This window comes from Paenibacillus sp. FSL R5-0345 (assembly GCF_000758585.1).
Taxonomy (GTDB): domain Bacteria; phylum Bacillota; class Bacilli; order Paenibacillales; family Paenibacillaceae; genus Paenibacillus_AQ.
The window spans coordinates 3,553,080-3,572,538 of the sequence record NZ_CP009281.1 but is presented as its reverse complement, the minus strand read 5'-3'; the positions used below and the strand labels follow the sequence as shown (position 1 = coordinate 3,572,538).

23 protein-coding genes are annotated in these 19,459 nt (G+C 38.3%); 9 read left to right on the top strand and 14 right to left on the bottom strand.

What is annotated here, in order from left to right; translation table 11 throughout:
* Positions 1-32: 32 nt before the first annotated feature.
* From R50345_RS15745 to R50345_RS15705, 9 genes are all read left to right on the top strand, one after another.
* Positions 33-260, top strand: a complete 228-nt coding sequence (locus tag R50345_RS15745; protein WP_042128044.1) for a sulfurtransferase TusA family protein — start codon at positions 33-35, stop codon at positions 258-260.
* 66 nt (positions 261-326) lie between these two features.
* Positions 327-1,103 carry a sulfite exporter TauE/SafE family protein gene (locus tag R50345_RS15740; RefSeq protein ID WP_042128042.1) on the top strand — a complete coding sequence of 259 codons (777 nt, stop codon included), beginning with the start codon at positions 327-329 and terminating at the stop codon, positions 1,101-1,103.
* Between the two features lie 188 nt (positions 1,104-1,291).
* A complete protein-coding gene (locus R50345_RS15735; protein ID WP_197069680.1) occupies positions 1,292-1,939 on the top strand; it encodes a hypothetical protein in 648 nt (215 codons plus the stop codon).
* Complete coding sequence (locus R50345_RS15730) at positions 1,940-2,656, top strand: cytochrome c biogenesis CcdA family protein (protein ID WP_042128039.1); 717 nt, start codon at positions 1,940-1,942, stop codon at positions 2,654-2,656.
* Between the two features lie 60 nt (positions 2,657-2,716).
* On the top strand, positions 2,717-3,220 hold the full coding sequence (locus R50345_RS15725; RefSeq protein ID WP_231573783.1) for a peroxiredoxin family protein: 504 nt from the start codon (positions 2,717-2,719) through the stop codon (positions 3,218-3,220).
* A 269-nt stretch (positions 3,221-3,489) separates the two neighbouring features.
* The gene (locus R50345_RS15720; protein WP_042128037.1) at positions 3,490-4,413 is read left to right on the top strand and encodes a helix-turn-helix transcriptional regulator; all 924 of its coding nucleotides are present in this window, start codon (positions 3,490-3,492) and stop codon (positions 4,411-4,413) included.
* Positions 4,414-4,600: 187 nt separating this feature from the next.
* On the top strand, positions 4,601-4,945 hold the full coding sequence (locus R50345_RS15715; RefSeq protein WP_156114812.1) for a DUF3795 domain-containing protein: 345 nt from the start codon (positions 4,601-4,603) through the stop codon (positions 4,943-4,945).
* A complete protein-coding gene (locus R50345_RS15710) occupies positions 4,942-6,180 on the top strand; it encodes a DNA glycosylase AlkZ-like family protein (RefSeq protein WP_197069679.1) in 1,239 nt (412 codons plus the stop codon). Before R50345_RS15715 ends, R50345_RS15710 begins: the two co-directional genes overlap by 4 nt.
* A 23-nt stretch (positions 6,181-6,203) precedes the next feature.
* Complete coding sequence (locus R50345_RS15705; RefSeq protein WP_042128034.1) at positions 6,204-6,755, top strand: GNAT family N-acetyltransferase; 552 nt, start codon at positions 6,204-6,206, stop codon at positions 6,753-6,755.
* Between the two features lie 556 nt (positions 6,756-7,311).
* Here the strand turns inward: R50345_RS15705 and R50345_RS15700 are convergent.
* From R50345_RS15700 to arsD, 14 genes are all read right to left on the bottom strand, one after another.
* Positions 7,312-7,752, bottom strand: coding sequence for a MarR family winged helix-turn-helix transcriptional regulator (locus R50345_RS15700; RefSeq protein ID WP_042128033.1), 441 nt, complete (start codon positions 7,750-7,752; stop codon positions 7,312-7,314).
* Between the two features lie 73 nt (positions 7,753-7,825).
* A complete protein-coding gene (locus R50345_RS15695; RefSeq protein WP_042128028.1) occupies positions 7,826-8,098 on the bottom strand; it encodes a hypothetical protein in 273 nt (90 codons plus the stop codon).
* 21 nt (positions 8,099-8,119) lie between these two features.
* The gene (arsA, locus tag R50345_RS15690; RefSeq protein ID WP_042128026.1) at positions 8,120-9,886 is read right to left on the bottom strand and encodes an arsenical pump-driving ATPase; all 1,767 of its coding nucleotides are present in this window, start codon (positions 9,884-9,886) and stop codon (positions 8,120-8,122) included.
* Positions 9,887-9,912: 26 nt separating this feature from the next.
* Positions 9,913-10,266, bottom strand: coding sequence for an arsenic metallochaperone ArsD family protein (locus R50345_RS15685; RefSeq protein WP_042128024.1), 354 nt, complete (start codon positions 10,264-10,266; stop codon positions 9,913-9,915).
* 58 nt (positions 10,267-10,324) lie between these two features.
* A complete protein-coding gene (locus tag R50345_RS31340) occupies positions 10,325-10,465 on the bottom strand; it encodes a hypothetical protein (RefSeq protein ID WP_156114811.1) in 141 nt (46 codons plus the stop codon).
* A gap of 243 nt (positions 10,466-10,708) precedes the next feature.
* Entirely contained in the window at positions 10,709-11,770 is a 1,062-nt protein-coding gene (locus R50345_RS15680; RefSeq protein WP_042128022.1) for an NAD(P)-binding domain-containing protein, read from the bottom strand.
* A gap of 35 nt (positions 11,771-11,805) precedes the next feature.
* Positions 11,806-12,210: a MarR family winged helix-turn-helix transcriptional regulator gene (locus R50345_RS15675; RefSeq protein ID WP_231573781.1), complete on the bottom strand. Its 405-nt coding sequence runs from the start codon at positions 12,208-12,210 to the stop codon at positions 11,806-11,808.
* Between the two features lie 60 nt (positions 12,211-12,270).
* Entirely contained in the window at positions 12,271-13,077 is an 807-nt protein-coding gene (locus tag R50345_RS30340) for a class I SAM-dependent methyltransferase (RefSeq protein ID WP_052414620.1), read from the bottom strand.
* A gap of 294 nt (positions 13,078-13,371) precedes the next feature.
* Positions 13,372-15,504: a heavy metal translocating P-type ATPase gene (locus R50345_RS15665; protein ID WP_042128017.1), complete on the bottom strand. Its 2,133-nt coding sequence runs from the start codon at positions 15,502-15,504 to the stop codon at positions 13,372-13,374.
* The gene (locus R50345_RS15660) at positions 15,497-15,865 is read right to left on the bottom strand and encodes an ArsR/SmtB family transcription factor (protein ID WP_042128015.1); all 369 of its coding nucleotides are present in this window, start codon (positions 15,863-15,865) and stop codon (positions 15,497-15,499) included. Before R50345_RS15660 ends, R50345_RS15665 begins: the two co-directional genes overlap by 8 nt.
* 675 nt (positions 15,866-16,540) lie before the next feature.
* Positions 16,541-16,975, bottom strand: coding sequence for a protein-tyrosine phosphatase family protein (locus tag R50345_RS15655; RefSeq protein WP_042128013.1), 435 nt, complete (start codon positions 16,973-16,975; stop codon positions 16,541-16,543).
* Between the two features lie 20 nt (positions 16,976-16,995).
* A complete protein-coding gene (locus R50345_RS15650) occupies positions 16,996-17,286 on the bottom strand; it encodes a HesB/IscA family protein (RefSeq protein WP_231573779.1) in 291 nt (96 codons plus the stop codon).
* Positions 17,287-17,298: 12 nt separating this feature from the next.
* Positions 17,299-19,077, bottom strand: coding sequence for an arsenical pump-driving ATPase (arsA, locus tag R50345_RS15645; protein WP_042128010.1), 1,779 nt, complete (start codon positions 19,075-19,077; stop codon positions 17,299-17,301).
* Between the two features lie 17 nt (positions 19,078-19,094).
* A complete protein-coding gene (gene arsD / locus R50345_RS15640; RefSeq protein WP_042128008.1) occupies positions 19,095-19,457 on the bottom strand; it encodes an arsenite efflux transporter metallochaperone ArsD in 363 nt (120 codons plus the stop codon).
* Positions 19,458-19,459 lie beyond the last annotated feature (2 nt).

The following is a 19,459-nucleotide window of genomic DNA, read 5'->3' as shown; positions in this document are numbered from 1 at the left end:
AGCTTCCAAAAAAACGAAATGGGGTTATTTAAATGAAAGTCGACAAAATAATAGATGCAAAAGGACTAGCATGTCCTATGCCAATCGTTAAAACAAAAAAGGCAATGGATTCCGTTGCTTCAGGTGAAGTAGTAGAGATTCATGTGACGGACAAAGGTGCACTTTCAGATTTTCCAGCTTGGGCAAATGCAGGTGGACATACTATTTTAGAACAATCAGAAGACGCTGGTGTATTCAAATTTTATATAAAAAAAGCGTAATGTAGTTCTTTTAGGCGGGTTTTCGATCATCGAAGCCCGCCATCGTTATAGAAAGAAGGGGAAAGTGTGGATATCACATTTATTGTTGTTATATTTTTAATTGGTTTTATCGGCTCATTCGTATCAGGAATGCTTGGCGTTGGAGGATCGATTATTAAGTACCCAATGCTCTTATATATCCCACCACTATTTGGAATAGCAGCCTTTACAGCACATCAGGTTTCAGGTATTAGTGCGATACAAGTATTGTTTGCATCAATTGCTGGCGTTTGGGCTTATCGTAAAGGTGGCTACCTCAATAAGTCACTGATCATCTATATGGGTGGATCTATATTACTTGGAAGCTTTATTGGTAGCTTTGGTTCGTCGTATTTATCAGAGCAGTCTGTAAATGTTGTATATGGGATCCTCGCTACAGTCGCGGCAGTTATGATGTTCATACCTAAAAAACAAATAGATGATATTCCATTGGATAAAGTAACATTTAATAAAACTTTAGCCGTAGTTCTAGCGTTGATTGTTGGTGTAGGGTCTGGTGTTGTTGGAGCTGCAGGTGGATTCTTACTTGTGCCCATTATGCTGGTTGTGCTTAAAATTCCAACGCGGATGACGATTGCAACGAGTTTAGCCATTACTTTTATCTCCTCAATAGGAGGAAGTATTGGTAAGTTAATGACAGGACAAGTCGATTACTGGCCAGCAATTATTATGGTTATTGCTAGTCTTCTGGCGGCACCACTGGGAGCTAAAGTCGGTAAAAAAATGAATACGAAAGCTTTACAAGCTATCTTAGCAATTTTGATTTTAGCTACTGCTATTAAAATATGGATTGACTTATTCTAAAAGTGAGTCTACTATCTAGTTCTTAATGAGATTTTTTTTGAAATATAGGAAACTTGAAGGAGGTGACGCCTGTATTGTACAGCGTCATCTTTTTATATACATTTCATAACGATGATTACATTTTGGTCAGGAACTTCTTGAGATAAAAGGAGGATAAAGTTATAAAATTTCTGTCATTAGGTCCATTCTTGATAAATGTTGAAATCCTCTTGTTAATGTTATCGACTTTTGCTGGTTACACGGCCTTGAAATATCGTTTGAGCAAGGCAGATGTGAAGGAAGATATAAGTGGTACGTATTTTACTGCACTCATTATTGGTTTTTTTGTATGGAAATTTAGTATTGTTCTATTTGATCCGATGTCAACGTTCCAACAACCGTTGTCACTTCTCTATTTTAATGGAGGTAATAAAGGAATTGGCTTGGCTGTTGTGATTTCGATTATATTTATAGGGATCCGTACACGATTGGACGGTACTTCTATCATGATGAATCTGGATGTGTTGGGTACGGGATGGATAGTTAGCAGTAGTGTATATCATTTATTCCTTATTTTCACAGATAATACTAATTTACTATTTCACAGCTTGTATTTTTCAATGAATATTGGGTTTGCTGTTTTTCTTTTCAAGAAGAAAGAGGCAGTAGGGAATTCGGTAGTTGTCAATCAATTTATCGTATGGATTAGCTTGGGGATGATAGGTATATTATTTACCAAGAATGAGAGAGAACTATTTGTTTTGGGGTTTACAAAGGAACAAATTCTATTCTTTATCTTGTTCATCATTTCCTATATAGCAGACAACGTAATGAATAAGGAAAAAGGAGGCTCTTGAATGAATAGTCCAACAATAGCTGTTGCTCTTATAGCAGGGGTGCTTTCTTTTCTTTCTCCGTGCATATTTCCACTGATTCCGTCCTATGTATCTCATTTGACTGGATCCTTCGTACAAGACAACAAAATCAACGTAGAGAAAAAACTACTCTTAACAAGATCCATCAGCTTTATTCTAGGTTTCAGTGTAGTATTTGTCGTTATGGGAGCATCTGCTAGCTTCATTGGTCAATTTTTTGCGGGAAATAGAGAAGTGGTTGAGAAAATAAGTGGTCTGCTTATCATTGTTTTTGGATTGCAAATGGCCGGAATTCTATCACTTCGTTTTCTCATGGTAAATAAGAAATGGGGCAATACAGGAACATCAAAGAAGGGCAATTTACGCTCTTTTGTTTTGGGACTAGCCTTTGGTTCAGGATGGACTCCCTGTGTAGGACTAGCATTATCCTCCATATTGTTGCTAGCTGGATCGACAGAGACGATGTATAGCGGAATGTTTTTATTATTTGTTTATTCCATCGGATTAGGGATTCCTTTCCTGTTGTTATCCATCATGTTGACTTATTCGTTGGGAATCTTAAAAAAAATTAATCGTTGGTTACCCTTGCTATCCGTCATTAACGGCTGGATCCTCGTTGTTATGGGCTTGTTGTTATTCACGGGGCAATTGCAGAAATTAAGCGCGTACTTCGCCCAGTTTACAGTATTTACTTATTAAAAAGGGGTGTATTATGAAGAAAAATATGTTTGCACTCATAGCGATTATATTATTATTTACATGGGGGATATTCGATTACAAGAAGAATCAATCAGTCAAACGAATAACATCCAGCAGGAGCAATCTATCGAGGTGGTAGGGATAAAAAAGGGTAACGAAGCTCCGGATTTTGAGCTGCTGAATTTGGAAGAACAGCCAGTGAAGCTTTCTGATTTCAAGGGTAAAAAAGTAATACTGAACTTCTGGGCTACGTGGTGCCCACCATGTAGAATTGAAATGCCCCATATGGAAAAGTATTATACTGATTACAAGGATGATACAGTGGTTTTGGCTGTGAATTTAACCAATACGGAAAAAAATAGAGCTAATGTAACAGGTTTTATTGAACAATTTGGATTGAGTTTTCCCGTTGTGATGGACAGTGAGGGCGATGTGAGTAGCAAGTACCAAGTAGTTGCTTATCCTACATCTTTTATAATAGATTCTCAAGGCATTATTCAAGAGATCTATCAAGGCGCTATCAATTATGAGTTAATTAAGAAAGCATTGTCTAACGTAGATTAAATAATGTATTTGACACAAAGATTACCTCTAAATTCATTAGATTTCTTATTGTATAGAGGTAAACTCTAGAAATCATAACTTTTTGCGAGCATTCAGTGCAAGCGCATTCAATCGTGAATGGCAGATTAAAAACTTCGATCATTGATGGTGGTCGTATTAAATGAAGAGAAAGGGGAGAAAGAAATAAATAGTAAACCGTGATAATCATAGATGAGAAAAGGATCTAAAGTTGAGTCAAAACTATAAACTTTAATATTGGAGTAAAGAAAATGAAATTAGAACGATTACTGGGAATAATTATATATTTACTAAATCATGAGACTGTAAGTGCAAATAGATTAGCGGAAAAATTTGAGGTATCGATTAGAACCATTCAACGGGATATTGAATCACTAAACTTTGCTGGAATACCTATAACATCTATACAGGGGAAGAATGGAGGATATGGCATTATAAATGGCTTTAAACTTGAGAAGCAGATAGCTAATACAGAAGATTATCAGTTTATTATTACTGCACTAACTGGAATGAGTTCGGCTTATAATAACAAAAAACTTGAGGGTACCGTGGAAAAATTACGGAGCATCTTTAGACAAGAGCAGTCTGTTAAATCCAAGGTTAAACTTGATTTTAGTGTTTCACGTGAGGGGAGTAACATAAATAACTATTTAGGTTTGATTGATGAAGCAGTAAATAAAGAAAAGGTTATAGAGTTCGAATATACGAACACATGCGGCGATAAAACATCGCGGGAAGCAGAACCGATTGGGGTTATATATAAGTGGTATGCTTGGTATATGCTTGGATATTGTTGTAACAAAAAGGATTATAGAATGTTTAAAGTTGTACGGATGAGTAATTTAAGGAATAAGGAAAAGTCTTTCTCAATGGTCCATGATAGCTTTGACAATTTATTATCCCGCCAAGAAAAGCAGGATATTAGGAGATACATGGATGTCAAGTTGTCATGTAAGGAAGAAATGCGCATTTCTATAGAAGAGTATTTTCCAAATGCAAGTATAATAGTGAAGGAAGATGGAGATTATCTATACCACTTTCGTGCACCGGATAATGAAATGGGTTGGAAGGGATTACTCTTCTCTTTTGCTAATAAAATTAAAATAATTGAACCTGATGAACTTATAAAAGAGTTCTTGATGAAAGCAGAAGAAATAACTATTTTGTACAAATAATATACGTCATACTGTTGTCGTATATCCCCCCTTATAATGTAACTTGAATGTATGTATTACGAGGGGGAATTCTTAGTTCATGTTGAACAATCAAATTACATACGCGTATATCGAGAAAAGTATAGCCTATTGCGGCCTAGTATGTGCCTTCTGTAGCGCCTCCACCTGTAAAACCTGTTCCAGCTGTATGAATAAGTCAAATGATTGTTGTCAGTCCGATGAGGAGTTATGTAACGGCTGTAGAACGAAGGTAGGTGGATGCGACATCAAGACATGCTGTGTCGATAAAAACATTAACGGCTGCTGGGAATGCGAATCGTTTCTTTGTGGGAAATCTATCCACCACAACATTCGGGTACGAGCGTTTCTTCGTTGCGCGAAGGAGGACGGACTTAAAGCACTTGCTGAATTTTTATGGAACAACGCGAACTCGGGGATCCGGTATCACGGGTACCACGGCACACCTGGCGACTATGATATATTGAAGAGCGAGGAGGAGATTTTGAGGTTGCTGAGAACAGGTGCCAAATGAATCTGATAATTGGAGATGATTTTATAGAGAGAACCTGTATATCAAAGGAACAGATGAGAAAATTTTTAGTATATTATCAAGGGTTAAACACCCCGAAACCATTTAAAGGACATGCTGGTATTAAAGATTTTGTTAAAAGGGTCGGGTGTTTACAATATGATCCATTAAATGTAGTTGGGCGGAACATTGATCTTATACTACAATCAAGATTAGACAATTACGAACCCTATATGTTAGATAAATTGATGTACCAAGATAGGGAAATAATAGATGGATGGGATAAAATGATGTCCATCTATTGTATAGAAGATTGGGCATACTTTCTGAGAATAAGAAACAAACGTAAAACAGAGATAGAAGGAATTCTCGAAAGGCGAAATTCAAGTGATGCAATTAGCTATGTAGATACAGTTAGAAAATACATATCTAATAATGGTGCATGTTTACCTTCCAAGATAGACTTAGGAGGAACAAAAAGCGGAAAATGGGGACATGTAAAATATTCAAGTGCTGTAATGGATTATATGTTTAATATGGGGATGTTAGGAGTCAAAATGAAGATAAATGTTCAACGGGTTTATGACCTTATTGAAAATATACTTCCAAAAGAGATTATGGAAATGAACGATCCTTTTGATAGTGATAGAAGCTTTTATAAATGGTATTTCAAACGAAGGATAGGTAGTATAGGTTTATACTGGAATAGAAATGGTGGCGGTTGGCTAGGACATGTTGTTTCAGATAAGAGATTAAGAAGTGAAATACTACGGGATTTATGTGCTGAAAGAGAGTTAATAAGGGTTGAGGTAGAAGGAGTTCCTGAGAACTTTTATATAAGGACAGAGGATTCACATATGTTGGCGGATATGGAACAGAATTTCGAAAAAAAGGTTACCTTCTTAGCCCCGCTCGATAATCTCCTTTGGGACAGGAAATTAGTTAAAGATATATTTAATTTTGAGTATAGCTGGGAAGTATATATACCTGCTTCTAAACGAAAGTTCGGATATTACGTGTTGCCCGTGTTATATGGAGATCAAATAATAGCAAGATTTGAGCCAGAAGTACATAGGGGAGATAAACCACTGATCATAAAGAATTGGTGGTGGGAGGATAAGATCGTTGTAACTGATGAAGTTATACATGAAATTATGGAATGTTTTACAAGGTTTTGTGGATTCTTAAAATCAAGTGGCTTATCAGATAGTTCTTACGACGCTATTTTTGGAAAATAAAGATTTGGGAGGTATTTTCATTTATGATCAATGTCTTTGATGAATGTCCGACTTTTAATAAAATGCAGATTACAATAAGGCAAACAAATGCAGGAGATGTAGAAGAATTACTTGAGTGCTACTCTGACGAAAAAGCAGTTCCATTGTTTAATTCTGATAATTGCAAAGGGGATAATTTTCACTACAAAACGATCGAAAGGATGAAACAGACTATAGATTTTTGGGATTTCTCCTATAGACACAAGTATTTTGTTAGATGGACCATTATTTTAAATGATACTCATGAAAAGATAGGAACTATCGAAATGTTTCATAGAAACACTGAAGATGAATTTAACCATTACGGCGTTTTGAGAATAGATCTAAAGAGTAAGCACGAAGTTCAATCAATAATTAATGAGGTATTGGATATCACTAATGAGCATTTTTACGATTTATTTGATGTTAATGCCATTCTTACAAAAGCGATACCGATTGCATCAGAAAGAATTGGATCGTTGCTACAAAAAGGGTACCAACCACTAAATAAGAAACTTATGGTTTATGATGATTATTTCGTGAAATATAGATCGTAACAACAAAGCATTAGTAATTATTTGAACCGCAGATCCAATCCTGGATTAAGGCGGTTCGTTGTATGTTCGGTAAAAATCTATATCATATAAATAAATACGAACTAATTTGTATAGTTTGAAGGACAATGTTATACGAGTAATAAATTGTTATTGGACAGAAGTTTGTGTCAATTTACACCGATTAATTATTTTATCTACTACTTACTCACAAAACCCGTATTTTGTACATATGTCTATGAGTTAGAAAATGCCCCTGTTTAGTTATGACTTAATGCTTGTACAATGACACAAACTTGCCTACATAAATGACACAAAGTTACCTACATAAATGTACCGTCCGATTTGTGGATGCTCCCCTTTTCTCATTAACGATCTATGGTAACGATCTATGGTATTTGAACAAGTACTTCTAATTAGTGTTTACTCACTAATTAGAAGTACTTGTTTTTTTGACATTACAATTGTCAAAAGGTTATCATATCTTCGATATCTTCAGCTGCTATGTGATCGATCTCAATTGCAGGATCATCCGTCGTAAGATGCTTTAAGTCGTTCCTTATGGTGAACAACACACTTTTGACTTGGCCATAGATTCATTAAGTAACTGAATAGACCGAATCACAGTTTGGCGCTCAAACTCATTCATATGCGAAAATACTTCCGTTAAATATGAATTCATTTGTTGATCAATCGTTTCAGCAATAAACTTTCCTTCAACGGTTAGGGAAAGGACATAGATACGACGATCACTAGGATCTGGTGTCTTTTGTACAAGTTTCATTTTAACTAAACTTTGGATCTGACGGCTAAATGTTGTAATATCTGTTCCAAGTGTATCGGCTACTTGTTGGATGTTAGGATTATGCTGTTTATCTATTTCATATAGGATGTGGCTCTGTATGGGAGAGATATCAATTCCACCAGCCGTACAGCATACTTTATTCAGTACTCCAAATCGCCGAGTCATAATCTGAAACATATCCCGCAAATTTTCCAAGTGACTTCCCTCCTGTCCTTTCCCTTAGTTATACTTTATTTATTTGCAATTTGCAAGTATCGCATAATGGAATTTAACAGCATCTAGATCCTTCATTAACGATCACTAAATTTTCTTCATCTAAATCTAAAATAATGTTGTTTAATACTGGATCTGCCTCTGGCTCTATCACAACTTGAATATCATTAATGGTTTGAATATGATCTTCTATTTTCATATCATCCAATGCAAGGTTTATATTTGGGCCACAACATCCTGAACTTGTTTGGGATATACGAAGGATTTTCCCTTCATTATCTTTCATGATGTTCTCAATGAACACCTTAGCACTATCCGTAATCTTCATAGCATCTTCCTCCATGTCATTTTAGTTTGTTGTTAGTTGTTTGAGCGCTTTATAACCAATAATCTCTTGATTATGCAATGGAATAACAACGAAATTTCCATTGGATGTGACTTTTACGCGCTGAATCCATGGTTGTTCTCCCAATGCTCTTGTGTGAAGAATTGGATCTTGGGTATGAGTCATGATCATACTCTGGTTCACAACCCACCACTTTGGTGTAATTCCAGCACGCTGTAGATCCACAGACAGTCGTTCTGCCTCATAGACCGGTGTTGTCTCTGCAAGAGTTACAATAACAATACTTGTTTCTTGGTCATTCCGTAATCGAGGTAATAAGTTTTGAACAGATACAGGGACTTCACCTGAAGAATTTGCAATTTCTTTGTGATAAGATTCCGTAGCATCGAGTAACAGTAGTGTATGTCCTGAAGGAGCTGTGTCTATCACGACAATTTCATTGTCCGCACGCTCAACAATATTAGCAAAAGCACGAAATATAGCAATTTCTTCGGTACACGGAGAATTTAGCTCTTCTTCTGCGTAAGCAACACCTTGTTCATCCATAGTTTCACGTGCCCTATTTAAGACTTCCTCCCTATATTTTTCAACTTCTTCTTTTTGATCAATTTTACTCATCGAAATGAGTGTCTTAATATCTTCATGCATGACGTAATCAAGATGAGCAGCTGGATCCGTTGTTGTTAGATGAACTTTTTTGCCGCGTTCTGCTAATCCAACAGCTATTGCACTCGCCACAGTTGTCTTGCCAACGCCCCCTTTACCCATCGTGAAAACTACTCTTTGATTACGCTCAATAATATCATCAAGAATTGTAGTCAGATGAGGATAATTCACATCCGTTAGTTCTGAGATTTGATCTGGGATGACTTGCATTTCGTCGAAAAGTTTGCGCACATTTTCTACACCTGTAATATTAAATGGCACCAATGGGACAGCCCATGTAGCAAGTTTCTTTAATACTTCAGGAATGCGATTTAGAGCTTCTTCTTGACGTGAAGCGAAAGCGGCTGCCGTAGCATCGGATAACATAGGATGATTCAATAACCCGTTAATGATAAGCATTTGGTTACGAATCCCCGTGTCAGCTAACTCTTTTGAAGCACGTGCTGCTTCTTGTAGTGGCGCAGTATCTGCTCTAGTGACGAGCACTAACGACGTTTGCATAGGATCAGATAATACCTTCACCGTTTGTTCGTATACGTCTTTCCGTTCGTTTAACCCAGCAAGTAATCCCATACTTGTGGTTCCTTCTGTACTATCCTCTAAGAACTCATTCCATGCATTGGGTAGTTGAAGCAATCTTAAAGTATGTCCAGTTGGTGCTGTATCAAATACGATATGATCGAATTCAGCCTGGATTTTCTTATCCGTTAACAGTGTAGAAAACTCATTAAACGATGCGATTTCTACTGTACATGATCCAGAAAGTTGTTCCTCCATTTGTTGAATGGCCACATCAGGGAGCTTCCCACGATAGGGACCAACTACGCTTTCTCTATATTCTTGAGCCGCTTGATCAGGATCCAAATTTGCAACATAAAGATTCTGTACCTCCGGTATTTCCTTGTAATGCATATCTAATTTCGTATTAAATACATCTTGTAAATTGGACGCGGGATCTGTGCTTACCAATAGAACTTTCTTACCTTGATCTGCTAAAGATATAGCAGTTGCACATGCTGTTGAAGTTTTACCAACTCCACCTTTACCAGTGAAAAATAAATAAGGTGTAATATCAATTTTATTAACATCAAATAATGGAATCATCTGTAGTACCTCCTAAGTTATTTTAATTATTTTCCTTTGATTTGAATATTGACCGTTTGTTTTTTTAATATCTCTTCGACGGAAATATTGAGCCATTCTGCAAGCTCTTCATTAGATGGAAAATCTTTAGTTTTTACGACTTCCCCATTAACTATTGTGATAGGTAAATTGTTCATATCAGCATCCATTAGCGTCTTTACTTGTTCATTAGAATTAAATACTTCGGTATGGCTTAATAAACTATATCTGTTAATGTCATATCCTTTTACAAATAAATTATTAGCAGCTGCTGAGAAACGAATGGAATTCATTTTAGCTTTAGGATCTGTAACGTTGGTTGAACAACATCCCCCTGAATCAAACACATCAATTTTTTTCATGGTAGTAGTCTCCTTTTTCGATTCAAATCAAATGATTTTAACGTTAAATCCAAAATAACTAATTCTCATCTGCAGGACAACAACCCTTATCTTCAGGTTCATTACAACATGTTTGGTCATTTTTGATATTTATATCATATTGAGTCTTATCATTTTGACAACAAATTTCATCTGTAAACTTCACAGAATCATTATTCATTACCTCTCACCTCCTCACTTTGGCACAGAATATTATTTGCATTATGCAAATATATAAAATGAAAAATATATATAACCATCCTACCCATTCACTGATATAACATATAATCAGGCGTTTGATTACCAACTCTTGTTTTCATTATATTATTTTCATTTGCAAAATGCAAATAAAACTTAATCAACTCCATTCATCCCAATACACTCATATATTATTCAAAACTTACTGTATTTGATTAGTCAGGAGTTATCGTTTTCGAAGGAACCGTGTAATATGTTGTACAACATATTTAGCATCTGCTCCTACACCTCGTATCGTAGCTGACGCAAATGACCGCTGATTCGCTAACCCTACATAATACAACCCCGGAACTTCTGTGCTCACACCGGCAACATGCTGTGGTCTGCCATCCATAGCAAGCGCACCAGTCTGATGAAGAAAAGGAATATTAGGGCGATAGCCCGTGGCAAATATCACACTGTCTGCGGGTTCCCTATCTCCATTCGCCCAGATGACACCTTCAGGATAAAAACCAGAGAACATTTGTTTTTGATTCGGATTGCCATTGTGTATTTTCTTACGGTATCCACCAAGGTCGAATACTGAAATGGGACTTGGAGGTTCCTTACCGATTCGATAGAAAGGAAATGTGTCAACTCCAGTCATCTTCAACCAGAAATGAAGATCAAGTCCTAGAAATCGTTGACGAGTAAATTTGACTGGATGTTGAACAGCTAAAGATACGGTGGCATAATCGGCCAGTTCTACTGCGATTTGAACGCCCGAGTTTCCCCGTCCCACAACGATAACACGCTGCTCACGAAACGGTTCAGGTCGTTTATATTCGGAAGAATGAAGAAGGTTTCCTTGAAAAGATTCAGTTCCAGGAAGATTAGGAATATATGGACGATGAAAAGAACCCGATGCGCTAATAATCGATTTGCTTCGATATCTCTTGCCATTAAAAGTTATGATATCAAAGCCGCCATTGACAGCTTCGACTCGTTCCACTTTGCTATTTAACATTAATGGGAGTTTGAACTTCTCAGCGTATGCACGTAGATAGGAGATGACCTCATCACGTAACGGGTACTCGTTTGATTCTTTGGGGAATGCAAAACCTGGTAATGACGAATATCGGGCAGGAGAAAACAACTTAAGGCTATCATAATATTGTGGCCAAGCCCCCGCCGGCTGATCACCGGCTTCCAAGATCATGAAATCCAGTCCAGCCTTTTGCAAATGATAACCGGATGCGAGACCCGCCTGCCCACCACCAATGACAATGGTATCTACAACTTTGGACATTGTTGTTCATCCTTTCTTTTTAACCGAGAATGTAGTTAACAGCAGTTATTCTTATTTAACGCATAGATCAACAGTTCTAGGCTCTCTGTAACCTGCTCCCGTTTGTTCTCCGGTATATCATTCATAATCTTTCCAAAGTATGCATTAAGAACAGCACTAATTTGCTCATTCAATACCTGTCCCTTGTTTGAAAGCATCAGCTTCACATAACGCCTATTGTTTGGATCAATGATTCTTTCAACCCAATGATCTGCTACTAAGTTATTTACCGTTCTGCTCATGGTGCTTTTATCCAGATTAAGTACATTAGCCAGATCTATGAGTGAGATTTCACCTGCAAGCCCAATTTCCATAACAGCGTGGCACTGTCCGATCGTTGCCCCGCAACACATGAGTTGTGTTTTTTCTAGAGCACCAATGTTTTTATCGAAAGCTCTCATTAAATTCCTCAGTAAATCTACATTTTTCATGGTTTCACCTCAATAATGAATAGAGAAATATTACGAACCTTTTACCCCTTTATACAGGCTATATCCTATCTTGCCATCAAGCACAGCTTTGAAAAAAATCTTCTCGTTCTCCATGACCTTAAATACACCTTTAATTCCATGCTTCTGCACAATCCGTTTTAAGGTTATCAGTCTTTCGGGTAAAGTAAGCAGCTTCGAATGATGCTTAACATCTCGATCTTTTCGAACCTTCCAGAATTTTTCCGGTTGTGACCATTCTTCATACTCCGCAATAATGTTAACGACACCCGATTTTCTCAGCATTTCATTCCATTGCTCAAATTCCAAAGGAGTCGTTCCGTACCTTTCAGCCAGGTCTTCCTTCTCATTTTCCGTCATTTTCTTTTTCCAGATGGATTCATGGATCACTACGGTACCACCAGGTTTCACAACACGCACCATTTCATTCAGAACCTGTTCTGAATCATCCGGGATTCCAACCGCACATTCGTTAATCACTGCATCAAAGGTATCATCACCAAAGGGTAACGCCTGGGAATCTCCTTGACGGAAGGAGACACGGCCCGTCATACCGGCCAATCTAGCAGAGTTCGACGCGGACTCGATCATTTTTAGGGAGATGTCTACTCCAGTCACCTGAACCCCATAGTTCTCTGCATAAAATATTGCTTGAGTTCCTCTTCCACTGGATACATCCAAAACCCGCATGCCCTGTTTAAGCTCTGCAATCTCTGCAGTGCGTTTAGTTAAAGCAAAGCCTCCAGGATGCAGTGTTTCAATTCCACTAATTTCAATGGCATCCTCAATGGTTGGTTGATGTATTCCTTTTCTTTTCATCTTCATCCCTCCCATTAAAATGTAACACACAACTGTTGCAAATTACAACTGTTAAATAAAAAAACTAGTTCCGTTTGGAAATAGTCTTCACATGGTAAAAGTTTATGATTGTGAAGGGTAAAATGTCAGAAGAAAATAATGTTTTAGACTGAAAATTATCAAGACCCAAACTTAAGGAAATAAATAAAATAAAGAGTTCTACATATTATGCATGACTAATATGTGGAACCCTTCATGTTTAATTATCGTGTCCAGTTAGCTTAATAGATTACTGCCTAGATTACATAATTACATTTATTCTTTAACTTTCAATAACCTTAAACTGTTTAATGTCACAAGCAATGTTGCCCCCATATCGGCAAATATCGCTATCCATAGCGTTAACCAACCAGGCATAACTAACAGTAATGCCACTATTTTAATTGCTAAAGAGAAGGTAATATTTTGTTTGATGATGACAAGAGCTTTGCGGCTTAATCTAATGGTATATGGCAATTTACTTAAATCATCAGACATTAACGCAATGTCAGCCGTTTCTAAGGCTGTATCAGTCCCGGCACCACCCATCGCTACACCAACATTAGAAGCTGCAAGTGCCGGTGCATCATTCACGCCATCCCCGACCATTGCTACACTATGATGCTTTGCTCGAAGTTCTTTAATAAAATTCAACTTATCTTCGGGAAGTAAATCAGCTTTAATATCTGAAACACCGACTTGTTTTCCAATTGCTGCTGCGGTTCTTTGGTTATCACCGGTCAGCATCACTGTCTCAATTCCCATATAATTTAATTTACTGATGACTTCTTTGGACGATTCTCTCATTTCATCTGCTACGGCAATTAACGACAGGATCTTTATTTTCGTCCCTAACACCATTACAGTTTTTCCTTCTGTTTGCATATGAATAATTTTTTCTTTAATGGAAGTTTCAATCGTTTGATGCAATTCTTCAAAAAGATTTGGACTTCCAACATAATACATTTCATTATTTACTTTTGCTTTTACGCCTTTACCTGTTATAGATTGGAACTCTTCAACTGACAGGCTATTAAAGTTCAATCCGATTTCTTCTGCTTTTCTCATAATGGCTGAAGCAAGTGGATGTTGCGATCCTTTTTCTATAGCTGCAGTTACCGTCATTAATTCATTTTCGTTTCCACTATACGTCACGATGTCTGTTACTGCAGGAATACCTTTTGTTAATGTCCCTGTTTTATCAAAAGCAATCGCTTTAAGGGCTCCTGCTTCTTCTAAATAGATTCCACCTTTGATCAAAACACCATTTCTTGCAGCATTTCCTATTGCAGTGACGACGGCAACCGGAGTTGAAACAACTAATGCACACGGACAACCAACCACTAATACAGCTAAACCTTGATAAATCCATTCACTCCAATCACCGCCAAATAGTAATGGAGGAGCAACAGCGATTAACAGAGCCAAGATAACAATAGCTGGTGTATAGTATTTCGCAAATTTATCCACGAACGCCTGAGAAGGTGCTCGTTCTGCTTGAGCTTCTTCAACAAGATGAATAATTTTTGAAAGTGTAGTATCTTCAACTCGTTTTGCTACTCTAACTTCAAGCAACCCTTCTTCATTCAATGTTCCAGCAAACACTTCATCATCAATTGTTTTTGTTACTGGAACACTTTCACCCGTAATCGCAGCCTGATTTAACGTAGAAGTACCTTTAATGACAACTCCATCCATAGCCAATTTTTGACCAGGCTTTATGATCATAATATCTCCAACTTGAATATCATCAACGTGGATCATCATTTCTTCATTTCCACGACGAATTATCGCTTCTTTTGGTGCAATATCCATCAATGATTCAATAGATTGACGAGCCTTATCCATTGAATAACGCTCTAATGCTTCACTGATAGCGAAAAGAATAACAACTGTTGCTCCTTCACCCCATTCACCAATTACCGCGGCTCCTAAAATAGCAATGGTCATTAACGTATTCATATCGAATTTTAATCTGCTTATGTTTTTTAGACCTTTAATAAATAGTGAATATCCGCCAATTAAAATGGACGCTGCATAACCAATCGTCGGAAGAAGATGATCTTCCCCATATTGCTCTCCTAAAAGCCAACTAATAAGAAGCAATATCGCTGAAATATACACCTTAATGTTTTCTTTTTGCTTCCAAAATGGTTCACGTTCTACTCTTTGTTCTTTTTCATCGCGAATCTTTAGATTTTCAAATGCTCCAGCTTTTTCTAATTCTGCAATTGTTGTCGTACCTTTAACATAAACTTTAGATGCTCCAAAATTCACTTTTGCATCATGTACACCTGGTAGTTCTTTAACATTATTTTCAAAGATAGCTGCACAGTTTGTACAGGTAAACCCTTGAACCCTATAGGTTTTCATTTCTTGTTCGGATAATTTCGTTTGTTGATCAGACATTTATCTCAACCTCCTTACTATGTGCTAAAGCAATAATGATTAACTGTTTAATGTGTTCATCAACTAATGAATAGAATGCCAACTTCCCTTCTTTTCGATACTTCACAACCCCTTGTTTATGAAGTGTTCGTAAGTGATGAGAAGCATTAGCCACCGTTGACCCTATTATATTTGCTATGTCACAAACACATAGCTCTTCATCCTTACACAATGCATAGGTAATTTTCGCTCTATTTTCATCAGCTATTGCTTTAAACAATTGGGAAACACTAGATATATCAATAGTTTGTAAATCCCCGCGTATTCGAGTCACCTTTTCTTCATCGAAACAATAAATCTCACAAGTATCTTTTCTATCCATTTTCTCACTCCATTATCATTCAAGTATCCGCTTGAATATAATATACCCTCTTTTTCGCTTTCATTCAAGTGGGTACTTGAATGAAAGCGAAAAAGAACTAGGAATTAATTCTTTAAACAAATATTATTGAGCTATCCTGCCCGTTCGTATTAAAATTGGTTTATTCATAGTTATTATCAATGGGGAAACCTAGAAATAAAAAAACAATACGTATAAACAGACATTAGAAGAACACTACAATAAGAGGAGAGTGGATAGGTGCTTTCAAGGGAGAGTTTAGAAAAAAAGCAAATTGCCGTATACGCAGGTAGGATTAATCTCCCATGAGTGCTTCCCAAAAGGGAGCGACAATCTGTGATGCACCGTGGTCGTTGGAGTCAGACTAACGGATGGGCTCTAAGGCACCATAGTTGATCGACCTTCCTCTCCCAGCCATAGTAGTAGTATGGACAGATTCGTCGATCCATTTTCATCATCTGTGGTGCAGCGCTCGCGCTGCATGTATGGCTAACGGGGAACGTTAGTTCAATGAAATAACGACAGTCAAGGACTTTATTTTCTCGTCCTTTGCTGTCGCTATTTCAATTTTTATGGTCAGTTGAAAACTTATTTATGGGGTCTGACGGTATGACAATTCGAAAAGCCGCGTGAAATAAAGATATTCAGTCTAATACTTTATTTCCTGCTGACATAAAACCCTCTCAACACATCACGCATTTCTTGCTTGATATTGATGTCTGGACGTTTTTCTTTGGCCAAAGCTTCCGCTTCTTCCACGGTAGAAGCCATTTCTAGTTCAAGTAAAACTCCAGTGGCTACTGTTCCTGTGCGATTACGCCCACCTGCACAATGGAAATACACCGTCTTTCCACTGTTCACTGCATCTGTAACTGCCTGAATAGCTGCTTTCACATAAGACCCTTGACCTGCTTCATCCTCTACGATTGGGAAGTGATGACGGGTTACTTCGGCTGGAAAGCCTTCTGCCTCCGTTCCGGTATCTCTCAGATCAAACACATCTGTAATCTCATTCTCTTTAAGGGCTTCAAGCAAAGCGTTCTCTCCACCAATATATACTTTATTCTCGATAAGTGCGTGGTAATTTGCCATAATAGCTCTCTCCTGTCGGCTTAACAGCAGTTGCTGCCGCCACTCATAGTTAGTCCTGCGCCTTGCTCGTCCTGCACAAAATCAAGAACAAGTCCGCTGATTTGGTCAGCCACCCGGGAATCTGACGCAATTTGAATATGATTTACTACACTCACCACATCATTTTCTTGCGGTTTTTCAAGCGATAATTGGTAACTGGGTCCACAGCATCCTGCTCCGGAATATGCAAACCTCAAAGTAGAGACTCCTGCCTCCTTCATCATGTTCTCAATAAACTGCTTCGCTTCATCCGTAATCGTCATTATTCTCATTCACTCTCTTTCCTACCTCGAGATACTTTCTGTCAAGGCCTTCAATTGTTCATAACCTGTAATTTCGTCCGGTTGCCAAGGAATGATTGCCGCATGACCATTAGAGATTTGTTTAACCTTACTAATCCATTGCAGCTCGGCATGAGCACGTCCATTCAGGACTTTGTCATTTGTTCCTGCAGCAGCAAAGCTTTGGTTGATGGCCCACCATTTTGTTGGAATCCCGGCACGCTTCAAATCACTTTCCAAACGAGATGCTTCATAAAAAGGGGTCGCCTCCGCTAATGTGACGATTACGACACTGGTTTCCTTCGGATTACGAAGACGAGGGAGCAAATGTTGAACGGAATCTGGAATCCATCCAGAGGAACGGGCAATTTCTTTATGATACTCCTGTGTTGCATCAAGCAATAATAGGGTGTGCCCTGTCGGCGCCGTATCAATCACTACGATTTCCTCTTCTGAATGTTCAACCAAATCAGCAAAAGCCCTAAATACAGCGATTTCTTCTGTGCATGGCGATCTTAAATCCTCTTCTAGAAAAGCGAGTCCCTCTTCATCAAGCGATTCTGAATTATGTTGAATGACTGCAGCTTGGTATCTCTCCAGTTCAATTTTGGGATCGATCCGACTGAGTGTGATGCGATCAGAATTCTCTCCAAACACATACTCTAGATGGGCGGCAGGATCAGTCGTGCTGAGATGAACCTGGTGTCCACGTTCTGCAAGCCCTACAGCAATCGCAGAAGCTACTGTGGATTTCCCTACGCCACCTTTACCCATTGTAAAGATCACCCGAATACCACTTTCCTCCAGATCATTAATCAAACCACCAAGATCCGGAATGGAACGGTCAATCTCCACGGCAGTTACTTTTTCAGCAGATGCCGACGGAGCCGATTGAAAGAGATTACGTAAGCTTTCAAGCCCGGTCACGTTAAATGGAGCTAATGGAATAACATAACTCGGCAGTTTCTGGAGTTCAGCCGGCATTTGTTCCAAAGACCACTGCTGTCTGTTATAAAACCCTTTAGATACAGGGTCCTCTTCGCTGTGAGATAACAGCAAACCATTAATGACCAGCATTTGGTTCTTGATACCTGTTCCCCGAAGTTCTGACGATGCACGTGCTGCTTCCATTAGCGGAGATTGTTCCGGACGGGTAACCAGAATTAGCGTCGTCATTTCACCATCTGATAAGGTGCGGACGGCTTCGTTATATAGTGTTTTTTTGGATTCTAAACCAGCCAGAGGCCCCAGACAAGATGCACCATGCGTACTTTCATCCAGAAATCCACTCCACGCCGATGGCAATTGTAATAAACGCAATGTATGACCTGTAGGTGCGGTATCAAACAGAATATGATCAAATTGAGACTTTAATTGTTCATTAGTAAGCAGCGTCGTAAATTCATCAAAAGCTGCAATTTCAACGGTACAAGCACCGGATAGCTGTTCTTCCATGGTGCTGATAACCGAATCAGGTAGGACTCCACGATACGGGGCAACAACTTTCATTTTATACTCTTCCGCAGCGGACTCCGGATCTAAATTTGCGACAAAAAGATTGGGCACACCTTCAATTGCGACGGGTTGATTAGACAACTCCCGGCCGAAGACATCTTGCAAATTAGAGGCCGGATCGGTACTCACGAGCAGAACCCGTTTACCGGCGTCCGCTAAGGCAACTGCTGCTGCACAAGCAGTTGAAGTCTTCCCAACGCCACCTTTACCTGTAAAGAAAAAATATGGCGTTTTCAGGATGGTATGTGGATCGAACCGAATAGACATGTTGACCCTTCTTTCGTTTATTGTGACTTCACTTTTAGTTCTAAACGCACTCTAGGCTTCATCGTAAGTTCAGAAGCCGGAATCCCTGTCCAGTTCTCTAACTCTTCATTAGTAGGATAACCTTGTTTCTTAACGACCTGACCATCTACCATAATTACAGGCAATACATCTGGACCTTCATCAGTCAGTAATTGTTTAACAACTTCATTCGCAACAAAAGCAGCCGGCTCACTGGACAAGTTATAACGGGAAACATTGACGTCCCTTTTCTTCAGGTTATGCACCACTGCAGAGATCCGAATTAATTCCGGATCAACACTCGGACCACATACTCCTGTGGAACAACACATCGCTGGATCATAGATTTCAATATAGTTCATAT

What these genes read in the sequence shown, in the direction of transcription:
- arsD (WP_042128008.1), bottom strand. Translation starts at nt 19,457, where the DNA reads ATGAACTATATTGAAATCTATGATCCAGCGATGTGTTGTTCCACAGGA.
- R50345_RS15710 (WP_197069679.1), top strand. Translation starts at nt 4,942, where the DNA reads ATGAATCTGATAATTGGAGATGATTTTATAGAGAGAACCTGTATATCA.
- arsA (WP_042128026.1), bottom strand. Translation starts at nt 9,886, where the DNA reads ATGATTCCATTATTTGATGTTAATAAAATTGATATTACACCTTATTTA.
- R50345_RS15650 (WP_231573779.1), bottom strand. Translation starts at nt 17,286, where the DNA reads ATGAGAATAATGACGATTACGGATGAAGCGAAGCAGTTTATTGAGAAC.
- R50345_RS15730 (WP_042128039.1), top strand. Translation starts at nt 1,940, where the DNA reads ATGAATAGTCCAACAATAGCTGTTGCTCTTATAGCAGGGGTGCTTTCT.
- R50345_RS15705 (WP_042128034.1), top strand. Translation starts at nt 6,204, where the DNA reads ATGATCAATGTCTTTGATGAATGTCCGACTTTTAATAAAATGCAGATT.
- arsA (WP_042128010.1), bottom strand. Translation starts at nt 19,077, where the DNA reads ATGTCTATTCGGTTCGATCCACATACCATCCTGAAAACGCCATATTTT.
- R50345_RS31340 (WP_156114811.1), bottom strand. Translation starts at nt 10,465, where the DNA reads ATGAATAATGATTCTGTGAAGTTTACAGATGAAATTTGTTGTCAAAAT.
- R50345_RS15695 (WP_042128028.1), bottom strand. Translation starts at nt 8,098, where the DNA reads ATGAAGATTACGGATAGTGCTAAGGTGTTCATTGAGAACATCATGAAA.
- R50345_RS15660 (WP_042128015.1), bottom strand. Translation starts at nt 15,865, where the DNA reads ATGGATAGAAAAGATACTTGTGAGATTTATTGTTTCGATGAAGAAAAG.
- R50345_RS15725 (WP_231573783.1), top strand. Translation starts at nt 2,717, where the DNA reads ATGGGGGATATTCGATTACAAGAAGAATCAATCAGTCAAACGAATAAC.
- R50345_RS15715 (WP_156114812.1), top strand. Translation starts at nt 4,601, where the DNA reads ATGAATAAGTCAAATGATTGTTGTCAGTCCGATGAGGAGTTATGTAAC.
- R50345_RS15675 (WP_231573781.1), bottom strand. Translation starts at nt 12,210, where the DNA reads ATGAGAGCTTTCGATAAAAACATTGGTGCTCTAGAAAAAACACAACTC.
- R50345_RS15665 (WP_042128017.1), bottom strand. Translation starts at nt 15,504, where the DNA reads ATGTCTGATCAACAAACGAAATTATCCGAACAAGAAATGAAAACCTAT.
- R50345_RS30340 (WP_052414620.1), bottom strand. Translation starts at nt 13,077, where the DNA reads ATGAAAAGAAAAGGAATACATCAACCAACCATTGAGGATGCCATTGAA.
- R50345_RS15685 (WP_042128024.1), bottom strand. Translation starts at nt 10,266, where the DNA reads ATGAAAAAAATTGATGTGTTTGATTCAGGGGGATGTTGTTCAACCAAC.
- R50345_RS15655 (WP_042128013.1), bottom strand. Translation starts at nt 16,975, where the DNA reads ATGGCAAATTACCACGCACTTATCGAGAATAAAGTATATATTGGTGGA.
- R50345_RS15680 (WP_042128022.1), bottom strand. Translation starts at nt 11,770, where the DNA reads ATGTCCAAAGTTGTAGATACCATTGTCATTGGTGGTGGGCAGGCGGGT.
- R50345_RS15720 (WP_042128037.1), top strand. Translation starts at nt 3,490, where the DNA reads ATGAAATTAGAACGATTACTGGGAATAATTATATATTTACTAAATCAT.
- R50345_RS15745 (WP_042128044.1), top strand. Translation starts at nt 33, where the DNA reads ATGAAAGTCGACAAAATAATAGATGCAAAAGGACTAGCATGTCCTATG.